General features: G+C 41.3%; 28 protein-coding genes. All 28 read right to left on the bottom strand.

Translation table 11 applies throughout. The features are described from left to right. Window positions 1–18: 18 nt before the first annotated feature. Window positions 19–819: an energy-coupling factor transporter transmembrane component T family protein gene (locus tag G6R02_RS17690; protein ID WP_164670704.1), complete on the bottom strand. Its 801-nt coding sequence runs from the start codon at window positions 817–819 to the stop codon at window positions 19–21. Beyond that, window positions 816–1,685: an energy-coupling factor ABC transporter ATP-binding protein gene (locus G6R02_RS17685; protein WP_164670703.1), complete on the bottom strand. Its 870-nt coding sequence runs from the start codon at window positions 1,683–1,685 to the stop codon at window positions 816–818. The genes G6R02_RS17690 and G6R02_RS17685 overlap by 4 nt, the downstream gene beginning before the upstream one ends. Next, on the bottom strand, window positions 1,661–2,500 hold the full coding sequence (locus tag G6R02_RS17680) for an energy-coupling factor ABC transporter ATP-binding protein (RefSeq protein ID WP_164670702.1): 840 nt from the start codon (window positions 2,498–2,500) through the stop codon (window positions 1,661–1,663). Before G6R02_RS17680 ends, G6R02_RS17685 begins: the two co-directional genes overlap by 25 nt. A gap of 677 nt (window positions 2,501–3,177) precedes the next feature. Then, the gene (gene rplQ / locus G6R02_RS17675) at window positions 3,178–3,531 is read right to left on the bottom strand and encodes a 50S ribosomal protein L17 (protein WP_164670701.1); all 354 of its coding nucleotides are present in this window, start codon (window positions 3,529–3,531) and stop codon (window positions 3,178–3,180) included. A gap of 64 nt (window positions 3,532–3,595) precedes the next feature. Then, complete coding sequence (locus G6R02_RS17670; RefSeq protein WP_164670700.1) at window positions 3,596–4,540, bottom strand: DNA-directed RNA polymerase subunit alpha; 945 nt, start codon at window positions 4,538–4,540, stop codon at window positions 3,596–3,598. A gap of 228 nt (window positions 4,541–4,768) precedes the next feature. Further along, a complete protein-coding gene (rpsK, locus tag G6R02_RS17665; RefSeq protein ID WP_164670699.1) occupies window positions 4,769–5,158 on the bottom strand; it encodes a 30S ribosomal protein S11 in 390 nt (129 codons plus the stop codon). 20 nt (window positions 5,159–5,178) lie between these two features. Then, window positions 5,179–5,544 (bottom strand): 30S ribosomal protein S13, encoded by a 366-nt coding sequence (rpsM, locus tag G6R02_RS17660; protein ID WP_164670698.1) that lies wholly within the window; start codon window positions 5,542–5,544, stop codon window positions 5,179–5,181. 24 nt (window positions 5,545–5,568) lie between these two features. Continuing rightward, window positions 5,569–5,682: a 50S ribosomal protein L36 gene (gene rpmJ, locus G6R02_RS17655; protein ID WP_010095733.1), complete on the bottom strand. Its 114-nt coding sequence runs from the start codon at window positions 5,680–5,682 to the stop codon at window positions 5,569–5,571. 33 nt (window positions 5,683–5,715) lie between these two features. Continuing rightward, the gene (infA, locus tag G6R02_RS17650; RefSeq protein WP_010095735.1) at window positions 5,716–5,934 is read right to left on the bottom strand and encodes a translation initiation factor IF-1; all 219 of its coding nucleotides are present in this window, start codon (window positions 5,932–5,934) and stop codon (window positions 5,716–5,718) included. Then, the gene (locus G6R02_RS17645; protein WP_164670697.1) at window positions 5,912–6,247 is read right to left on the bottom strand and encodes a KOW domain-containing RNA-binding protein; all 336 of its coding nucleotides are present in this window, start codon (window positions 6,245–6,247) and stop codon (window positions 5,912–5,914) included. The genes infA and G6R02_RS17645 overlap by 23 nt, the downstream gene beginning before the upstream one ends. 188 nt (window positions 6,248–6,435) lie before the next feature. Continuing rightward, entirely contained in the window at window positions 6,436–7,080 is a 645-nt protein-coding gene (locus G6R02_RS17640; RefSeq protein ID WP_164670696.1) for an adenylate kinase, read from the bottom strand. Between the two features lie 33 nt (window positions 7,081–7,113). Beyond that, window positions 7,114–8,406 carry a preprotein translocase subunit SecY gene (gene secY, locus G6R02_RS17635; protein WP_164670695.1) on the bottom strand — a complete coding sequence of 431 codons (1,293 nt, stop codon included), beginning with the start codon at window positions 8,404–8,406 and terminating at the stop codon, window positions 7,114–7,116. Continuing rightward, the gene (gene rplO, locus G6R02_RS17630; RefSeq protein ID WP_164670694.1) at window positions 8,406–8,846 is read right to left on the bottom strand and encodes a 50S ribosomal protein L15; all 441 of its coding nucleotides are present in this window, start codon (window positions 8,844–8,846) and stop codon (window positions 8,406–8,408) included. Before rplO ends, secY begins: the two co-directional genes overlap by 1 nt. 31 nt (window positions 8,847–8,877) lie before the next feature. Further along, window positions 8,878–9,060: a 50S ribosomal protein L30 gene (gene rpmD, locus G6R02_RS17625; protein WP_164670693.1), complete on the bottom strand. Its 183-nt coding sequence runs from the start codon at window positions 9,058–9,060 to the stop codon at window positions 8,878–8,880. A gap of 12 nt (window positions 9,061–9,072) precedes the next feature. Beyond that, complete coding sequence (gene rpsE, locus G6R02_RS17620) at window positions 9,073–9,576, bottom strand: 30S ribosomal protein S5 (RefSeq protein ID WP_164670692.1); 504 nt, start codon at window positions 9,574–9,576, stop codon at window positions 9,073–9,075. Window positions 9,577–9,600: 24 nt separating this feature from the next. Next, complete coding sequence (gene rplR, locus G6R02_RS17615) at window positions 9,601–9,963, bottom strand: 50S ribosomal protein L18 (protein WP_164670691.1); 363 nt, start codon at window positions 9,961–9,963, stop codon at window positions 9,601–9,603. A 32-nt stretch (window positions 9,964–9,995) separates the two neighbouring features. Beyond that, window positions 9,996–10,532: a 50S ribosomal protein L6 gene (gene rplF / locus G6R02_RS17610; RefSeq protein WP_164670690.1), complete on the bottom strand. Its 537-nt coding sequence runs from the start codon at window positions 10,530–10,532 to the stop codon at window positions 9,996–9,998. Between the two features lie 30 nt (window positions 10,533–10,562). After that, entirely contained in the window at window positions 10,563–10,961 is a 399-nt protein-coding gene (gene rpsH, locus G6R02_RS17605) for a 30S ribosomal protein S8 (protein ID WP_164670689.1), read from the bottom strand. A 30-nt stretch (window positions 10,962–10,991) separates the two neighbouring features. Next, window positions 10,992–11,177 (bottom strand): type Z 30S ribosomal protein S14, encoded by a 186-nt coding sequence (locus G6R02_RS17600; RefSeq protein ID WP_077324032.1) that lies wholly within the window; start codon window positions 11,175–11,177, stop codon window positions 10,992–10,994. 44 nt (window positions 11,178–11,221) lie between these two features. Beyond that, window positions 11,222–11,761 carry a 50S ribosomal protein L5 gene (gene rplE, locus G6R02_RS17595; RefSeq protein ID WP_164670688.1) on the bottom strand — a complete coding sequence of 180 codons (540 nt, stop codon included), beginning with the start codon at window positions 11,759–11,761 and terminating at the stop codon, window positions 11,222–11,224. Window positions 11,762–11,788: 27 nt separating this feature from the next. Beyond that, entirely contained in the window at window positions 11,789–12,100 is a 312-nt protein-coding gene (gene rplX / locus G6R02_RS17590) for a 50S ribosomal protein L24 (RefSeq protein WP_164670687.1), read from the bottom strand. A 39-nt stretch (window positions 12,101–12,139) separates the two neighbouring features. Continuing rightward, window positions 12,140–12,508 carry a 50S ribosomal protein L14 gene (gene rplN / locus G6R02_RS17585; RefSeq protein ID WP_164670686.1) on the bottom strand — a complete coding sequence of 123 codons (369 nt, stop codon included), beginning with the start codon at window positions 12,506–12,508 and terminating at the stop codon, window positions 12,140–12,142. 43 nt (window positions 12,509–12,551) lie between these two features. After that, window positions 12,552–12,815: a 30S ribosomal protein S17 gene (rpsQ, locus tag G6R02_RS17580; RefSeq protein WP_164670685.1), complete on the bottom strand. Its 264-nt coding sequence runs from the start codon at window positions 12,813–12,815 to the stop codon at window positions 12,552–12,554. A gap of 25 nt (window positions 12,816–12,840) precedes the next feature. Continuing rightward, window positions 12,841–13,041 carry a 50S ribosomal protein L29 gene (gene rpmC / locus G6R02_RS17575; protein WP_164670684.1) on the bottom strand — a complete coding sequence of 67 codons (201 nt, stop codon included), beginning with the start codon at window positions 13,039–13,041 and terminating at the stop codon, window positions 12,841–12,843. Continuing rightward, window positions 13,031–13,465, bottom strand: a complete 435-nt coding sequence (gene rplP / locus G6R02_RS17570; protein WP_164670683.1) for a 50S ribosomal protein L16 — start codon at window positions 13,463–13,465, stop codon at window positions 13,031–13,033. The genes rpmC and rplP overlap by 11 nt, the downstream gene beginning before the upstream one ends. A gap of 18 nt (window positions 13,466–13,483) precedes the next feature. Then, window positions 13,484–14,125, bottom strand: a complete 642-nt coding sequence (gene rpsC / locus G6R02_RS17565; RefSeq protein ID WP_164670682.1) for a 30S ribosomal protein S3 — start codon at window positions 14,123–14,125, stop codon at window positions 13,484–13,486. A 3-nt stretch (window positions 14,126–14,128) separates the two neighbouring features. Continuing rightward, window positions 14,129–14,470, bottom strand: a complete 342-nt coding sequence (gene rplV / locus G6R02_RS17560) for a 50S ribosomal protein L22 (RefSeq protein WP_164670681.1) — start codon at window positions 14,468–14,470, stop codon at window positions 14,129–14,131. An 18-nt stretch (window positions 14,471–14,488) separates the two neighbouring features. Beyond that, on the bottom strand, window positions 14,489–14,767 hold the full coding sequence (rpsS, locus tag G6R02_RS17555; RefSeq protein ID WP_164670680.1) for a 30S ribosomal protein S19: 279 nt from the start codon (window positions 14,765–14,767) through the stop codon (window positions 14,489–14,491). Between the last annotated feature and the right edge of the window lie 30 nt (window positions 14,768–14,797).

Here is a 14,797-nt window from a genome sequence, read left to right as displayed (position 1 = left end):
GCTTTGTCCGGCCCTTTCCTAATAGTTCCTTGTAAAAAATAATCCAGCAACAACTATGATAAATAAACTATAGATAGCTATATCACGCTTATCAATTTTTAATTCGCGCAATTTACTTCGTCCCTCGCCGCCCTGATAGCCGCGTGCCTCCATCGCCATTGCCAATTCCTCTGCACGTTTAAACGCACTTACAAACAGTGGCACCAGCAGCGGTACGACAGCCTTAATACGTTCTTTTACCGGTCCGGTCCGGAAATCAACACCACGTGATGACTGTGCTCTTGAGATCTTCTCTGTTTCCTGCATAAGTGTTGGGATAAATCGCAATGAAATAGACATCATCAGTGCAAGTTCGTGAACAGGGAACTTTATTTTTTTCAACGGATGGAGCATATCCTCGATGGCATCCGTAATCTCAATCGGCGTTGTCGTTAATGTCAAAAGTGATGTGACAAGAATAAGCAGGAAGAACCGCATTGATATTGCAAAACCTTGTATAATCGCGCCAGAATAAATGCTGAAACCGAGAACTTCGAATAATACGGTACCTTCCTTTGTAACAACAAGATGCAAAATAAACGTAAATACAATCAGGAACCAGACAGGCATTAAACCTTTCATGATAAAGTGGAGTGGTATCCTTGTTGTAAATGTGCTTGCCAGAGCAAATACTGTGAGAATGCCATAACTCAGCACGTTATTCGCAAAAAATACAATTAATACGAAAAAGAAGATAATGGTTATCTTTGTCCGTGGATCCAGTCGATGAACCAGCGACTCACCAGGGACGTACTGACCAATGATTAAAGAATTGTTCACGAAGATTCAGCCCCCTTTATGATTTGCTGAATCTCTTTTGCAATGTCTGATATTGGCTGCCGGTTAAATGGAATGGCTTTTCCGAATCGGTCCTCAAAAGCATTCAGAAATTGAATGACTTCCGGTACATCGAGCTGAACCTTCTGAAGTGCTTCCTTCTGCGTAAACACTTCCTCCGGTTTCCCTTCCATATATTTCGTACCTTTGTTCAAAATAATGACATGATCGGCATATTTTACAGCATCCTCCATACTATGCGTTACAAGCACTGTAGTCAGCCCCTGCCGCTTATGCATGTCAAAAAACATATTCATCATTTCTTTTTGTCCGCGCGGGTCAAGTCCTGCAGTTGGTTCATCCAAAACAAGAACTTCCGGCTTAACAGCCAACACTCCTGCAATGGCAACTCTGCGCATCTGTCCTCCACTTAAGTCGAAAGGTGAACGTTTCAATAATTCTTCCGTTAAACCTACTTCAGATGAAATTTCCCTGATACGCTGTTCGATTTCACTATTCGAAACACCAAAATTCTCCGGGCCGAATGCGATATCTTTTTTAACGGTCTCCTCAAATAATTGGTGTTCCGGGTATTGGAAAACAACTCCCACACGGCTGCGCAATTCTTTCATATTTTTCGTTTTTTTATCGTTTGTTAAATGGAAGTCACCTACTGAGACCTCTCCCTCGGTTGGACGGACTAAACCATTCAAATGCTGAATGAGCGTTGATTTTCCGGAACCGGTATGTCCAATTATTGCTACGAATGAACCAGATGGAATATGAAATGACAGGTCTTCAATTGCCTTATGTGCAAAAGGAGTATTTGGCTGATAAATATAGCTTACATTTTTGAATGTGATATCCATAATTCCTCCAAGAGCTCTTCGTGGTTTAAGGATTCATTTGTAATTGGTATACCTGCCTTTTGTAATTCATCGGACAAAATTGCCACGAATGGAACATCCAGACCAATTTTACGTAATTCATCTTTTTTTGCAAATATCTCTCTTGGGGTTGCTTCATCCCAAATCTCACCTTCGTTCATCACAATTACGCGCTCAGCCTGTACTACTTCCTGAAGATCGTGAGTAATCGTGATCAATGAAAGCTGCTCTTCTGTCTGCAGACTTGTTACTGTTTTCATTATTTCTGCCCTGCCTTTTGGATCGAGCATGGCAGTTGCTTCATCCAGTATCAGAACCTTTGGAGAGATGGCCAGAACGCTTGCAATTGCCACTCGCTGCTTTTGTCCCCCGGATAGCTTGTGCGGCTCTGTAGTACGGTAATCCTCCATACCAACGGCTAACAGGGTTTGATTAATCCGTTTAACCATTTCCTCACGTGGAATCCCGCGGTTTTCCATACCGAATGCGACGTCATCTTTTACGGTTGTTCCAACAAACTGGTTATCCGGATTTTGAAAAACCATTCCAACATCTTTTCGGATATCCCAGATTGTTTCCTGGGTCACCTGCTGACCATTGATGATAATTTCTCCCTTTTGCGGGAAAAGAAGACCATTCATCAGTTTGGCGATGGTTGACTTTCCTGAACCATTGTGGCCGATAATAGCTACTGATTCGTTTTCATAGATTTCGAACGAACAATTTTCCAATACCCAAGGCTGCTCGTCTCCGTATCTGAACGATACATTTCTAAACTCTATTAATTTGTTTCTCATCGTTATAATCCTCCTCGTGCTCAGCTCAAAAGCCTTGGTTAAAATGGTTTGTGGGACATGGGGGCAGGCTAGGCTCCTTGTCCCACCTCGCTCATTTCACATTCTTTACTTTTTTCCATTGTATTTGCATAAACTACGAAACAAATCTGATTAGATATTATTTAGTGAGGCTCTCTTGCCCCGCAGCTGGAATATACTCACTTTCCGTGGGCAAGTGCCGAGCCCTCCTCAGCTCGTACCTCGCCTGCGGGGTCTCGCCTAGCTTGTACTTCCCACAGGAGTCTCGCATATTCCAGCTGCTGGTAAGTTGAAAATCTTCCCTTAATCATCACGTAATAATTCTTTACCAAGATTTTTTGAGCAAATCTTAGCGGAGGAAATACACGGAGACTCCTGTGGGAGGACAGGCCTAGATGAGACCTCTGAGTGCGTAAGCACGAAGAGGGCTCAACAGCCGCCCACGGAAAGCGAAGTGTATTTCCGGAGCGGTACTATAGCACTCAACTTATATCAAAGTGTTTCGCAGTTTATAGAAATCGTTTTATAGGATTTCATACCACAATGAGACAGAGGACCTGTCCCCAAGTCCCGGCCTACGCTTTTCTTAACTACAAAAAAAGGGCTTGGATTCACCTCGTGGAAGAGATTCAGTCCTGCCCTTGATACGTACGGTTCCCTTAAACCAGCTCGATGATGGCTGTTTTTGCTCCATCTCCTTTACGAGCATCCAGTTTAAGAACTCGTGTATATCCGCCTTGTCTGTCTTCATAGCGTGCAGCGACGTCATTGAAGAGTTTTTGGATAACACTGTCGTCTTCGCTCGCTTCCTGGTTATACAGGAATGCAGATGCTTGACGACGCGCGTGAAGATCACCGCGTTTTCCCAGTGTAATCATTTTTTCTACTATTGATTTCAGTTCTTTCGCTTTTGCTTCTGTTGTTTCTATCCGTTCATGAATAATTAAATCAGTAGCAAGATTGCGAAGCAGCGCCATACGCGTGTCTGTTGTACGGCCGAATTTTCTAGCCATGGACTATCCCTCCCTTTAAACGGACGCCTCCGCTTTTGTTGTATTCTAAAGGTGTTCTAAAATATTAGTCGTCATCACGTAAGCCTAAGCCTAAGTCTTCCAGTTTCACTTTAACTTCTTCAAGTGATTTGCGGCCCAGGTTACGTACTTTCATCATATCTTCTTCAGATTTATTTGAAAGCTCCTGGACTGTATTAATACCAGCACGTTTCAAGCAGTTATAGGATCTGACAGATAAATCAAGTTCTTCAATTGTCATTTCCATAACTTTTTCTTTTTGGTCTTCTTCTTTTTCAACCATAATTTCTGCCTTTTGTGCTTCGTCTGTTAGACCTACAAATATATTCAGATGTTCGTTAAAGACTTTTGCACCTAAAGAAACAGCTTCTTCAGGACGAATGCTTCCATCTGTCCATACGTCCAATGTTAATTTATCGTAGTTTGTGATTTGCCCCACACGGGTGTTTTCAACTTGATACGTTACACGTGATACTGGTGTAAAGATAGAATCAATCGGAATTACTCCAATCGGTCTGTCATCATGGTTATTCGCATCAGCTGGACGATAACCCCGACCGCGTTCAGCCGTAATCTTCATATGCAGACTACCTTTACTGTTAATAGTAGCAATATGCAGATCAGGATTTAATACCTCTACGTCACTGTCATATGTCAGGTCTGCAGCCGTAACTTTTCCTTCACTCTGTACATCAATCTCTAAAGTCTTCTCCTCATCAGAGTAAATTTTTAGAGCAAGCTTTTTCAAGTTCAAAATGATTGTTGTGACATCTTCAGCAACACCTTCGACAGTTGAAAATTCATGTGGTGGTCCATCAATTTGAACTGATGTAACAGCAGCACCCGGAAGTGAGGATACTAGGATACGACGCAAGGAGTTTCCTAGAGTAGTACCATATCCACGCTCAAGCGGTTCGACGACGAATTTTCCAAATGTAGCATCATCGCTGATCTCTACCGTTTCTATTCTTGGTTTTTCAATTTCGATCATTCCACAAAACCCTCCTCTAAAACGTCGAAACCCCGGTTAGACGATCCTGTCTAACCGAAATTCCCCAAATAGGCAAATGTTCTTCTGCACTATTATCTTTTATTCGTACTTATCAGTCACTGTCATGTTGTATAGTAAAGTCTTCTCAAAAAGGAAAATCCCTTTTACTTCACACTTTTAGCTATCATAACCCATTATAGACAGGGTGACAAATTCTATACAGTACAATTATACACGACGACGTTTTGGCGGGCGGCAACCATTATGAGGAACTGGTGTCACGTCACGGATTGCTGTAACTTCCAGTCCAGCTGCTTGCAGTGAACGAATTGCTGCTTCACGGCCAGCACCAGGGCCTTTTACAGTTACCTCTAATGTTTTCATGCCATTTTCCACTGCAGTTTTTGCTGCAGTCTCAGCAGCCATCTGTGCAGCAAAAGGTGTTGACTTACGGGATCCTTTGAAACCCAGTGCTCCTGAAGAACTCCAGCCAATCGAATTACCTTGAACATCCGTAATTGTAACAATTGTGTTATTAAACGTAGAACGGATATGTGCTACACCAGTATCAATATTCTTTTTCACACGACGCTTACGCGTATTTGTTTTGCGAGCCATTAATCTTACCCTCCTTCACGTTACTTTTTCTTGTTAGCGATTGTACGACGTGGACCTTTACGAGTACGTGAGTTGTTTTTCGTTTTTTGACCACGAACCGGTAAACCACGACGGTGTCTGATTCCTCTGTACGATCCAATCTCAATCAAACGTTTAATGTTTAATGATGTTTCGCGGCGAAGGTCACCTTCAACAGTGTAATCGTTGATTGCTTTACGGATATTTGACAGTTCATCTTCTGTCAGGTCGCGTACACGAGTATTTTCTGAAACGCCTGCTTCTTTAAGGATATTTTGTGCAGTGGTTTTACCAACTCCATAAATATAAGTCAGTGAAATAACTACACGTTTGTCACGCGGAATATCTATACCTGCAATACGTGCCATAGTTTATGCGCACCTCCTTATTTATTAACCTTGTTTTTGCTTGTGTTTCGGGTTTTCGCAAATCACCATTACTTTGCCTTTGCGTTTAATTACTTTGCATTTTTCGCAAATTGGTTTTACAGATGCTCTTACTTTCATCATCTTTACCTCCTTTTATATCGGAGCTCTCGTCTATTTATAACGGTACGTAATTCGTCCTCTGGTTAAATCATACGGAGAAAGTTCAACCGTTACTTTATCTCCCGGTAAAATACGGATGAAATGCATACGGATTTTACCTGATACATGTGCCAAAACGGTATGGCCATTTTCAAGCTCTACATTAAACATAGCATTTGGCAATGTTTCCGTAACGGTACCTTCCACTTCAATTACATCGTCTTTCGCCATCGTGTTGATCTCCCTTCTTCAAATCAGTCACAACCTCATTGACAAATTTAGTTATGGCAAACCGTAATTTACCATTTGTGACACGACCAGTTTCTAGAAGGCTGTTTTGGACTTCCGGAGAAATATAATCCATTACTTCAATATGATGTAAATTCTTTTTCTTTGGTCGATCATATTTTCTTTTTTCTCCATCTGCCAACAAGACATATCGATCATCTACCAAATTTAGTACCACTGCGTATTGTCCTGCTTCACGCCCTTGCATAATACGAACAACTTGACCTATTCGTGGAACCGAATCAGCTTCCGTCAACAACGATCACCTTCACTTAGGCTTATTTTTAATTGCCTCTCATAAAGCAATAACACATTTTCCATTATCATTCTGTGTCACTTTTATATCAAGTAATAAACGTATTAATCACAGTTGCTACGACTTTCATTATAGCTTTAACCAAAAGAAAAAGCATCTATCTCTTGCTGGTTACACAGTCAACCTGCTTATTTTTCAATCTTTGCTTGAATATCCTGAAAGACCTGATCAATTTCCTGATCACCGTCAACTGTAACAAGATACCCTTTTTCCTGATAAAATTCCAATAGCGGTTTTGTTTGTTTAATATTGACATCCAAACGGTTTCTCACCGTATCCGCTTGATCATCTTCACGTTGTATTAACTCAGAGCCATCCCTGTCACATACCCCATCTTTTTCAGGCGGGTTATACATGACATGATAGGTTGCTCCGCATTCAGGACAAACTCTACGGCCCGTCAGACGCTCCACTAATTTTTCTTCGGGTACATCTACATGCAGACAAAAGTCAATTGATTCATTCATTTCGCTTAACAGCGATTGTAAAGCTTCTGCCTGTGCAATCGTTCTTGGAAATCCATCCAAGAGAAATCCATCTTTACAATCATCTTTACTTAAGCGTTCTTTTACAATTCCAATTGTTACCTCATCCGGAACAAGTTCTCCCTGATCCATGTATGCTTTAGCCTTCTTACCAAGTTCAGTTCCTTCTTTTATTGCCAAACGGAACATATCTCCTGTTGAAATATGAGGGATGTTATATTGTTCATTTATTTTTTCCGCCTGTGTACCTTTTCCTGCACCAGGCAGACCCATTAAGATTAAATTCACTAATTTCCCCTCGCTCTCATTAGCAGCATCTTTTTACTTGATAAATCCTTTGTAGTGTCGCTTCACCAGCTGACTTTCCAGTTGTTTCATTGTTTGCAGTGCTACACCTACAACGATTAGTAAGCTTGTGCCGCCGATTTGTACTGCTTGAGGCAGATTTGCAAGACCGCCTAATACAATAGGCAGAACAGAAACAGCTGCCAGAAAGATTGACCCTACAAATGTTAGCCGGTACATAACGCGTGTAAGATAGGTTTCTGTATTTTTACCAGGACGTATACCTGGAATATATCCGCCTTGTTTTTGCAAGTTCTCAGTCATCTGTTCCGGGTTCACCTGAACAAATGTATAGAAGTACGTGAACGCAATGATTAATGCTACATATATAACCATCCCGATTGGCTGGGTATAGTCAAAAATATTTTCGACTGTTGCAGCAATCTCATTACCTTCAAATAATCCCGCAACCGTTCTTGGTGCGATAATAAATGCTATCGCAAAAATTACCGGGATAACTCCGGCAGCATTTACTTTTAATGGTAAATGTGTCGAGTGTCCACCAACTGGAGAACGATTGACAAGTTTTTTAGCATATTGAATTGGTATTTTACGCAGTGCCTGCTGGATAAAGATAACACCAACTGTAACGGCAACTACCACCAATGCAATTAATGCAACAATTACAATGTTGATAAACAGATCATCACCAGGATTTACGAAATACTGGCTGTATAATTGATTCACTCCATTTGGAACCGCTGCGACGATACCAGCGAAAATCAGAATGGAAATACCGTTTCCAACACCGTTTGCTGTGATTTGTTCACCCAGCCACATCAAAAATGTTGTTCCACTTGTCAGTACGAGTGCAATGACAACAAACTTTAATATGCTTGGATCGGCGATTAACGCGCCACCAGCCATTGTATTAAAACCAATTGACATTGCGATCGCCTGGATAAATGCAAGAGCAACTGTTCCGTACCTTGTTACCTGTGCAATCTTTTTACGGCCCATTTCCCCTTGCTTTTTCCATTCCGTGAATTTTGGTACAACATCCATTTGCAGTAATTGCATAATAATCGCTGCAGTAATGTAAGGCATAATCCCCATTGCAAAAATGGAGAAGTTTTTCAATGCCCCACCACCAAATGTGTTTAAGAATCCGAAGACATTTTGCTGGTTCATCCAGTCAATTGCTTCGCTGTTTGTAAATGGAACTGGAATAAATGTACCAAGACGGAATATGATTAACATTAATAATGTAAATATAATTTTCCGTCTGATATCACCTACGCGCATTAAATTGGAGATCGTACGGAACATTAAATCACCTCTGTTTTACCGCCCGCTGCTTCGATAGCTTCTTTCGCTGAAGCAGAGAACTTATGAGCTTTTACAGTAAGATTTTTTTCGACATTGCCTTTTCCGAGCACTTTAATGCCGGATTTCGGTTTGCTGACGACACCTTCTTCAAGTAATAGCTCAGGTGTAATTTCTGTGCCTTCTTCAAAACGATTTAAAGCATCCAGGTTTACAATTGCAAATTCCTTGCGATGAATGTTTGTAAATCCACGCTTAGGCAGGCGTTGGAACAATGGCATTTGGCCACCTTCAAAGCCCGGACGGGTATTTCCGCCTGAACGTGCCTTTTGTCCTTTATGTCCTCTGCCGGAAGTTTTTCCGTTACCAGATGACATTCCGCGACCGACGCGATTGCGTTTTTTACGTGATCCTTCTGATGCCTTCAATTCATGAAGTTTCATGCGAGCACCTCCTCTTTACGCTAATGTTTAGTTATACTTCTTTAACCGTTACGAGATGGGACACTTTATTAACCAAACCGCGAACAGCTGGTGTATCTTCTCGAACTACGGTTGCCTGAATTTTTTTTAGACCTAGTGTTTGAACAGTTTGACGTTGTGCTTCTGTCCGACCAATAACACTGCGCGTGAGGGTGATTTCTAACTTTTTAGACATAGTATTTCCCTCCTATCCTAACAGTTCTTCTACAGACTTTCCGCGTAGTTTAGCTACGTCTTCTGCCGTCTTCAGATTAGTTAAACCATTTAACGTTGCACGAATCATGTTGATTGGTGTATTGGCACCAAGTGATTTCGTTAAAATATCGCCGACACCTGCAAGTTCCAGTATAGCACGAACTGGACCGCCGGAAATAACTCCTGTACCTTCTGCAGCTGGTTTCATCAATACGTTACCTGAACCAAATCTGCCGTTAATTTCGTGTGGAATAGTTGTTCCAACGATAGGTACTGTAATCAGGTTTTTCTTCGCATCGTCAACTGCTTTTTTGATTGCTTCTGGAACCTCTTTAGATTTACCTGTTCCAAAGCCTACATGACCGTTTTTGTCTCCAACAACAACCAGTGCAGCAAAGCGGAAATTACGTCCACCCTTAACTACTTTTGCAACACGGTTGATCGTAACAACGCGTTCTTCAAGATCTAATTTGTTCGGATCAATGCTTGTATGCATCTATGTCCCTCCTTTATCTGTTGATTAAAATTCAAGACCTGCCTCGCGGGCTGCGTCAGCTAATGCTTTCACACGTCCATGATAAAGGTAGCCTCCGCGATCGAACACAACCGATTTATAACCTTTATCCTGGGCACGTTTTGCAATCAATTCTCCGACTTGTTTAGCTGCGTCCACATTACCGGTAGCTTCAACTTTCATTTCGTTATCTTTCGTAGAAGCGCTTGCTACAGTAGCACCGGAAATATCATCAATTAATTGTACATAAATGTGTTTATTTGAACGGTACACATTCAGACGCGGGCGTTCCTCTGTTCCGAATAGGTTTTTGCGAACACGCGCATGTCTTTTTTTGCGTACAGCGTTTTTGTCAGGCTTTGTGATCATCTAGGTCACTCCTTTCTGCTCCCTAACTAACCTTACTTAGCAGTTTTACCTTCTTTACGACGTACATATTCACCTTCATAGCGAATACCTTTTCCTTTATAGGGCTCTGGTGGTCTGATTGCTCTAATGTTTGCAGCAACAGCACCTACCAATTCTTTATCGATACCCTTTACGACCACTTGCGTGTTTTTAGGAACATCAATCTCGATACCTTCAATTGGATCAAGTTCAACCGGATGTGAATAACCTGCGTTAATCACAACTTTGTCACCTTGTTTTTGAGCACGGTAACCAACACCGTTGATTTCCAGGTTCTTTTCAAAACCATTGTGAACTCCCTGAACCATGTTAGCGATCAGACTGCGCGTTGTACCATGTAATGCACGATGTTCTTTATGGTCAGTTGGACGTTCAACAGTTAAAACATTATCTTCTATAATAACTTTCATGTCCGCATGATAATCTCTTGTCAGTTCACCTTTTGGGCCTTTAACTGTAACGGTATTGCCGTCAAGTTTTACTTCGACACCTTCAGGAATATTTAGTGGTTTAAGTCCTATACGAGACATCCCATGCACCTCCTGTCTAAAAAGTATAAATTACCAAACATATGCCAGTACTTCGCCACCAACAGCTTGTGTACGTGCTTCTTTATCAGACAGTACACCGTTTGATGTAGAAACGATTGCTATACCTAAACCGTTTAGTACACGAGGTACTTCATCAGCTTTTGCATAAACACGCAAACCTGGTTTACTAATACGTTTGATACCTGTAATTACTCGTTCGCTATTTGCACCGTACTTAAGGAAAATACGCAGAACACCTTGCTTGTTGTCTTCAATGAATTCATAATCACGTACAAAACCTTCACGTTTAAGGATGTCGGCGATCTCTTTTTTCATCTTGGAAGCCGGGAGCTCCAATTTTTCATGGCGCACCATGTTAGCATTACGAATACGAGTTAGCATATCTGCGATTGGATCAGTCATAACCATTACTACATTACCTCCTTCCCGAATCGGGGTTTACCAGCTTGCTTTTTTGACACCAGGAATTTGACCTTTATAGGCAAGTTCGCGGAAACAAATACGGCAAAGTTTAAATTTACGAATTACAGAATGTGGACGGCCACAGCGCTCACAACGTGTATATTCACGTACTTTGAATTTTTGTGGACGTTTTTGTTTCGCAATCATTGATTTTTTAGCCACAATTTTCCCTCCTTGTATTAGCCCTTACTAAATCCTCTCAGTGCTTACTTTTGGAAAGGCATGCCAAGCTGAGCTAAAAGTTCACGAGCTTCTTCATCAGTATTGGAGCTTGTTACGATAACAATATCCATACCACGCACTTTACTTACTTTATCATAGTTAATTTCCGGGAAAATCAGCTGTTCTTTAACACCTAACGTATAGTTGCCTCGGCCATCAAATGCTTTCTTGGAAATACCACGGAAGTCACGAACACGTGGAAGTGATACCGCAATAAGCTTTTGAAGGAATTCAAACATACGATCACCACGAAGTGTTACTTTTGCACCGATAGGCATTCCTTCACGCAAACGGAATCCAGCAATTGATTTTTTAGCACGAGTAACCACTGGTTTTTGCCCGGAGATGAGTGAAAGTTCCTCGACTGCATTGTCCAATGCTTTTGAGTTTTGAACTGCGTCACCAACACCCATGTTAATTACAATTTTTTCAACAGATGGTACTTGCATAACTGATTCATAATCAAATTTATTCATCAAAGATGGCAGTACGTCATCCTGATATTTTTGTTTTAATTCATTCATCACGAGAGCCCTCCTTTCGCCTGCGGACTATTTATCTAATGCTTCACCGGATTTTTTAGCGATACGGACTTTTTTTCCGCTCTGCTCTTCATACCCAACACGAGTTGGTTCACCGGATTTTGGATCTATAGGCATTACGTTAGAAACATGAATTGGTGCTTCCTGATTAAGAATTCCACCTTGTGGATTGTCTTGTGAAGGTTTTGCGTGCTTTTTAATCATGTTTATTCCTTCAATCAGGACACGTTCTTTTTTCGGATACGCTTCTAAAACAGTGCCTTGTTTACCACGGTCTTTACCGGAAATTACTTTAACTTTATCACCTTTTTTTACATGCATGCTTTACGCACCTCCTTGACAAGGCTTATCATTTTAGCTTTATAAAACTTCTGGTGCTAGAGATACGATTTTCATGAATTTTGCATCGCGCAATTCACGTGCAACCGGTCCAAATATACGAGTACCTCTTGGACCCTTGTCATCACGGATGATTACGGCAGCATTTTCATCAAAACGAATATACGATCCGTCTTTACGGCGCACACCACTCTTCGAACGTACGATGACTGCTTTAACAACTTCACCTTTTTTAACAACGCCACCTGGTGTTGCATGTTTTACCGTACAGACAATTACATCACCAATGTTAGCTGTTTTACGTCCGGATCCGCCTAATACTTTAACGGCTAATACTTCACGAGCACCAGAGTTATCTGCAACTTTTAAACGAGTTTCTTGTTGAATCATACCCTTGAGACCTCCCTTCGGATACCTTCCGAGCGAACTTTAATTATATTATTACCGCTTCTTCAACGATTTCGACTAGACGGAAACGTTTTGTAGCTGATAGCGGACGAGTTTCCATGATACGAACAACATCGCCATTTTTAGCCTGGTTGTTTTCATCATGTGTTTTGAATTTTTTAGAGTACTTTACACGCTTACCGTATAACGTATGAAACTTATACGTTTCGACCAAAACAGTAATTGTTTTATCCATTTTGTCTGATACGACACGACCAGTGTATACTTTACGATTATTACGCTCACTCATTTCGAGGCGAACCTCCTCTCTGGTTTCAGTTATTTAGGCTTAGTTCACGTTGACGTACAACAGTTTTCATACGAGCAATAGACTTTTTAACTTCACGGATACGTGCCGTGTTTTCCAATTGGCCTGTTGCCAGCTGAAAGCGCAAATTAAATAGTTCTTCTTTTAACGATTTAACTTTTTGTTCAATTTCGGCAGTGGTTAATTCTCTGATTTCATTAGCCTTCATTGATTTCACCACCAATTTCTTCACGTTTTACAAATTTAGTTTTTATCGGCAGTTTATGAGAAGCAAGACGCAATGCTTCACGCGCTACTTCCTCTGGCACACCAGCAATTTCAAACATAATTTTACCTGGTTTCACTACTGCTACCCATCCTTCTGGAGCACCTTTACCGGAACCCATACGAACCTCAAGGGGTTTTGCAGTATATGGTTTGTCAGGAAAAATCTTAATCCAAACTTTACCGCCACGTTTCATGTAACGAGTCATTGCAATACGAGCGGCCTCAATTTGACGACTTGTAATCCAGGAAGCATCAACTGCCTGCAGGCCATATTCACCAAAAGCAACTGTAGTTCCGCCTTTAGCACGACCTTTCATTTTACCACGGTGTTGTCTACGAAATTTTACACGTTTAGGCATTAACATAATGCATTTCCCCCTTCCTTATTTATCAGTTTTAGTTGGAAGGACTTCTCCACGATAGATCCACACTTTAACACCTAGTTTACCATAAGTTGTGTCAGCTTCTGCTGTGCCATAGTCAATATCGGCACGCAATGTGTGCAGTGGTACTGTTCCTTCGCTGTAATGTTCCGCACGTGCGATGTCTGCGCCACCAAGACGTCCGGATACTTGTGTTTTAATTCCTTTTGCTCCTCCGCGCATAGCACGTTGAATTGACTGCTTTTGTGCACGACGGAATGAAATACGGTTTTCCAATTGACGGGCAATGTTTTCAGCCACCAATGTTGCGTTAAGATCAACTTTTTTGATTTCAACGATATTAATGTGAACACGTTTGCCAGTCAGGCTGTTTAATGATTTACGTAATGCTTCTACTTCAGAACCGCCTTTACCAATTACCATACCTGGCTTACCAGTATGAATAGTGATATTTACACGGTTTGCTGCGCGTTCGATGTCGATAGAAGAAACAGCAGCAATACGCAAGCGATTTTCAAGATATTCTCTAATCTTAATATCTTCATGTAGTAAGTCTGCATAGTCTTTGCCAGCATACCATTTTGACTCCCAGTCACGAATGATGCCAACGCGAAGACCTTTTGGATTTACTTTTTGACCCACTGACTATCCCTCCTTCTTTTCGGTTACAACCACTGTGATGTGGCTTGTGCGTTTATTGATCTTACTTGCGCGTCCTTGTGCACGTGGACGGAAACGTTTCAATGTAGCACCTTCATTAACAAATACTTCGGAAATCACCAGGTTATCTGGTTCCATTTCATAGTTGTGTTCAGCATTTGCAACTGCAGAATTTAAAACCTTTTCTACAACTGGAGAAGCACCACGTTGTGTATGGCGTAGAATAGCTACTGCTTCACCAACTTCTTTTCCTCGAATCAAATCTATTACTAAACGAACTTTACGAGGAGCAATACGAACAGATTTCGCAACGGCTTTAGCTTGCATGTGGAGTGCCTCCTCTCATTAGCGTTTTGTTTTCTTATCATCGCCAGAATGCCCTTTAAACGTACGGCTTGGCGCGAATTCTCCTAATTTATGTCCGACCATATCTTCTGTTACATATACAGGTACGTGTTTACGTCCATCATATACAGCAATTGTATGACCAACAAAAGTAGGGAAAATCGTTGAACGACGAGACCAAGTTTTAACAACTTGCTTTTTATCGGTTTCATTTAGACTTTCAATTTTTTTCATTAGATGGTCATCTGCAAAAGGTCCCTTTTTTAAGCTACGACCCATGGATAAACCTCCTTTCGCAATTGAACGACG

Origin of the sequence: Virgibacillus doumboii (assembly GCF_902806455.1) — a bacterium.
Lineage (GTDB): Bacteria > Bacillota > Bacilli > Bacillales > Amphibacillaceae > Lentibacillus > Lentibacillus doumboii.
This window is presented reverse-complemented; position numbering and strand designations above follow the sequence as displayed.

Bases quoted from the DNA above. Each gene is read 5' to 3' on its own strand.
- G6R02_RS17685 (WP_164670703.1), bottom strand. From the start codon at position 1,685: ATGGATATCACATTCAAAAATGTAAGCTATATTTATCAGCCAAATACT.
- G6R02_RS17680 (WP_164670702.1), bottom strand. From the start codon at position 2,500: ATGAGAAACAAATTAATAGAGTTTAGAAATGTATCGTTCAGATACGGA.
- rplQ (WP_164670701.1), bottom strand. From the start codon at position 3,531: ATGGCTAGAAAATTCGGCCGTACAACAGACACGCGTATGGCGCTGCTT.
- G6R02_RS17670 (WP_164670700.1), bottom strand. From the start codon at position 4,540: ATGATCGAAATTGAAAAACCAAGAATAGAAACGGTAGAGATCAGCGAT.
- rpsK (WP_164670699.1), bottom strand. From the start codon at position 5,158: ATGGCTCGCAAAACAAATACGCGTAAGCGTCGTGTGAAAAAGAATATT.
- rpsM (WP_164670698.1), bottom strand. From the start codon at position 5,544: ATGGCACGTATTGCAGGTATAGATATTCCGCGTGACAAACGTGTAGTT.
- rpmJ (WP_010095733.1), bottom strand. From the start codon at position 5,682: ATGAAAGTAAGAGCATCTGTAAAACCAATTTGCGAAAAATGCAAAGTA.
- infA (WP_010095735.1), bottom strand. From the start codon at position 5,934: ATGGCGAAAGACGATGTAATTGAAGTGGAAGGTACCGTTACGGAAACA.
- secY (WP_164670695.1), bottom strand. From the start codon at position 8,406: ATGTTCCGTACGATCTCCAATTTAATGCGCGTAGGTGATATCAGACGG.
- rplO (WP_164670694.1), bottom strand. From the start codon at position 8,846: ATGAAACTTCATGAATTGAAGGCATCAGAAGGATCACGTAAAAAACGC.
- rpmD (WP_164670693.1), bottom strand. From the start codon at position 9,060: ATGTCTAAAAAGTTAGAAATCACCCTCACGCGCAGTGTTATTGGTCGG.
- rpsE (WP_164670692.1), bottom strand. From the start codon at position 9,576: ATGCATACAAGCATTGATCCGAACAAATTAGATCTTGAAGAACGCGTT.
- rplR (WP_164670691.1), bottom strand. From the start codon at position 9,963: ATGATCACAAAGCCTGACAAAAACGCTGTACGCAAAAAAAGACATGCG.
- rplF (WP_164670690.1), bottom strand. From the start codon at position 10,532: ATGTCTCGTATAGGACTTAAACCACTAAATATTCCTGAAGGTGTCGAA.
- rpsH (WP_164670689.1), bottom strand. From the start codon at position 10,961: ATGGTTATGACTGATCCAATCGCAGATATGCTAACTCGTATTCGTAAT.
- rplE (WP_164670688.1), bottom strand. From the start codon at position 11,761: ATGAATGAATTAAAACAAAAATATCAGGATGACGTACTGCCATCTTTG.
- rplX (WP_164670687.1), bottom strand. From the start codon at position 12,100: ATGCATGTAAAAAAAGGTGATAAAGTTAAAGTAATTTCCGGTAAAGAC.
- rplN (WP_164670686.1), bottom strand. From the start codon at position 12,508: ATGATTCAACAAGAAACTCGTTTAAAAGTTGCAGATAACTCTGGTGCT.
- rpsQ (WP_164670685.1), bottom strand. From the start codon at position 12,815: ATGAGTGAGCGTAATAATCGTAAAGTATACACTGGTCGTGTCGTATCA.
- rpmC (WP_164670684.1), bottom strand. From the start codon at position 13,041: ATGAAGGCTAATGAAATCAGAGAATTAACCACTGCCGAAATTGAACAA.
- rplP (WP_164670683.1), bottom strand. From the start codon at position 13,465: ATGTTAATGCCTAAACGTGTAAAATTTCGTAGACAACACCGTGGTAAA.
- rplV (WP_164670681.1), bottom strand. From the start codon at position 14,470: ATGCAAGCTAAAGCCGTTGCGAAATCTGTTCGTATTGCTCCTCGTAAA.
- rpsS (WP_164670680.1), bottom strand. From the start codon at position 14,767: ATGGGTCGTAGCTTAAAAAAGGGACCTTTTGCAGATGACCATCTAATG.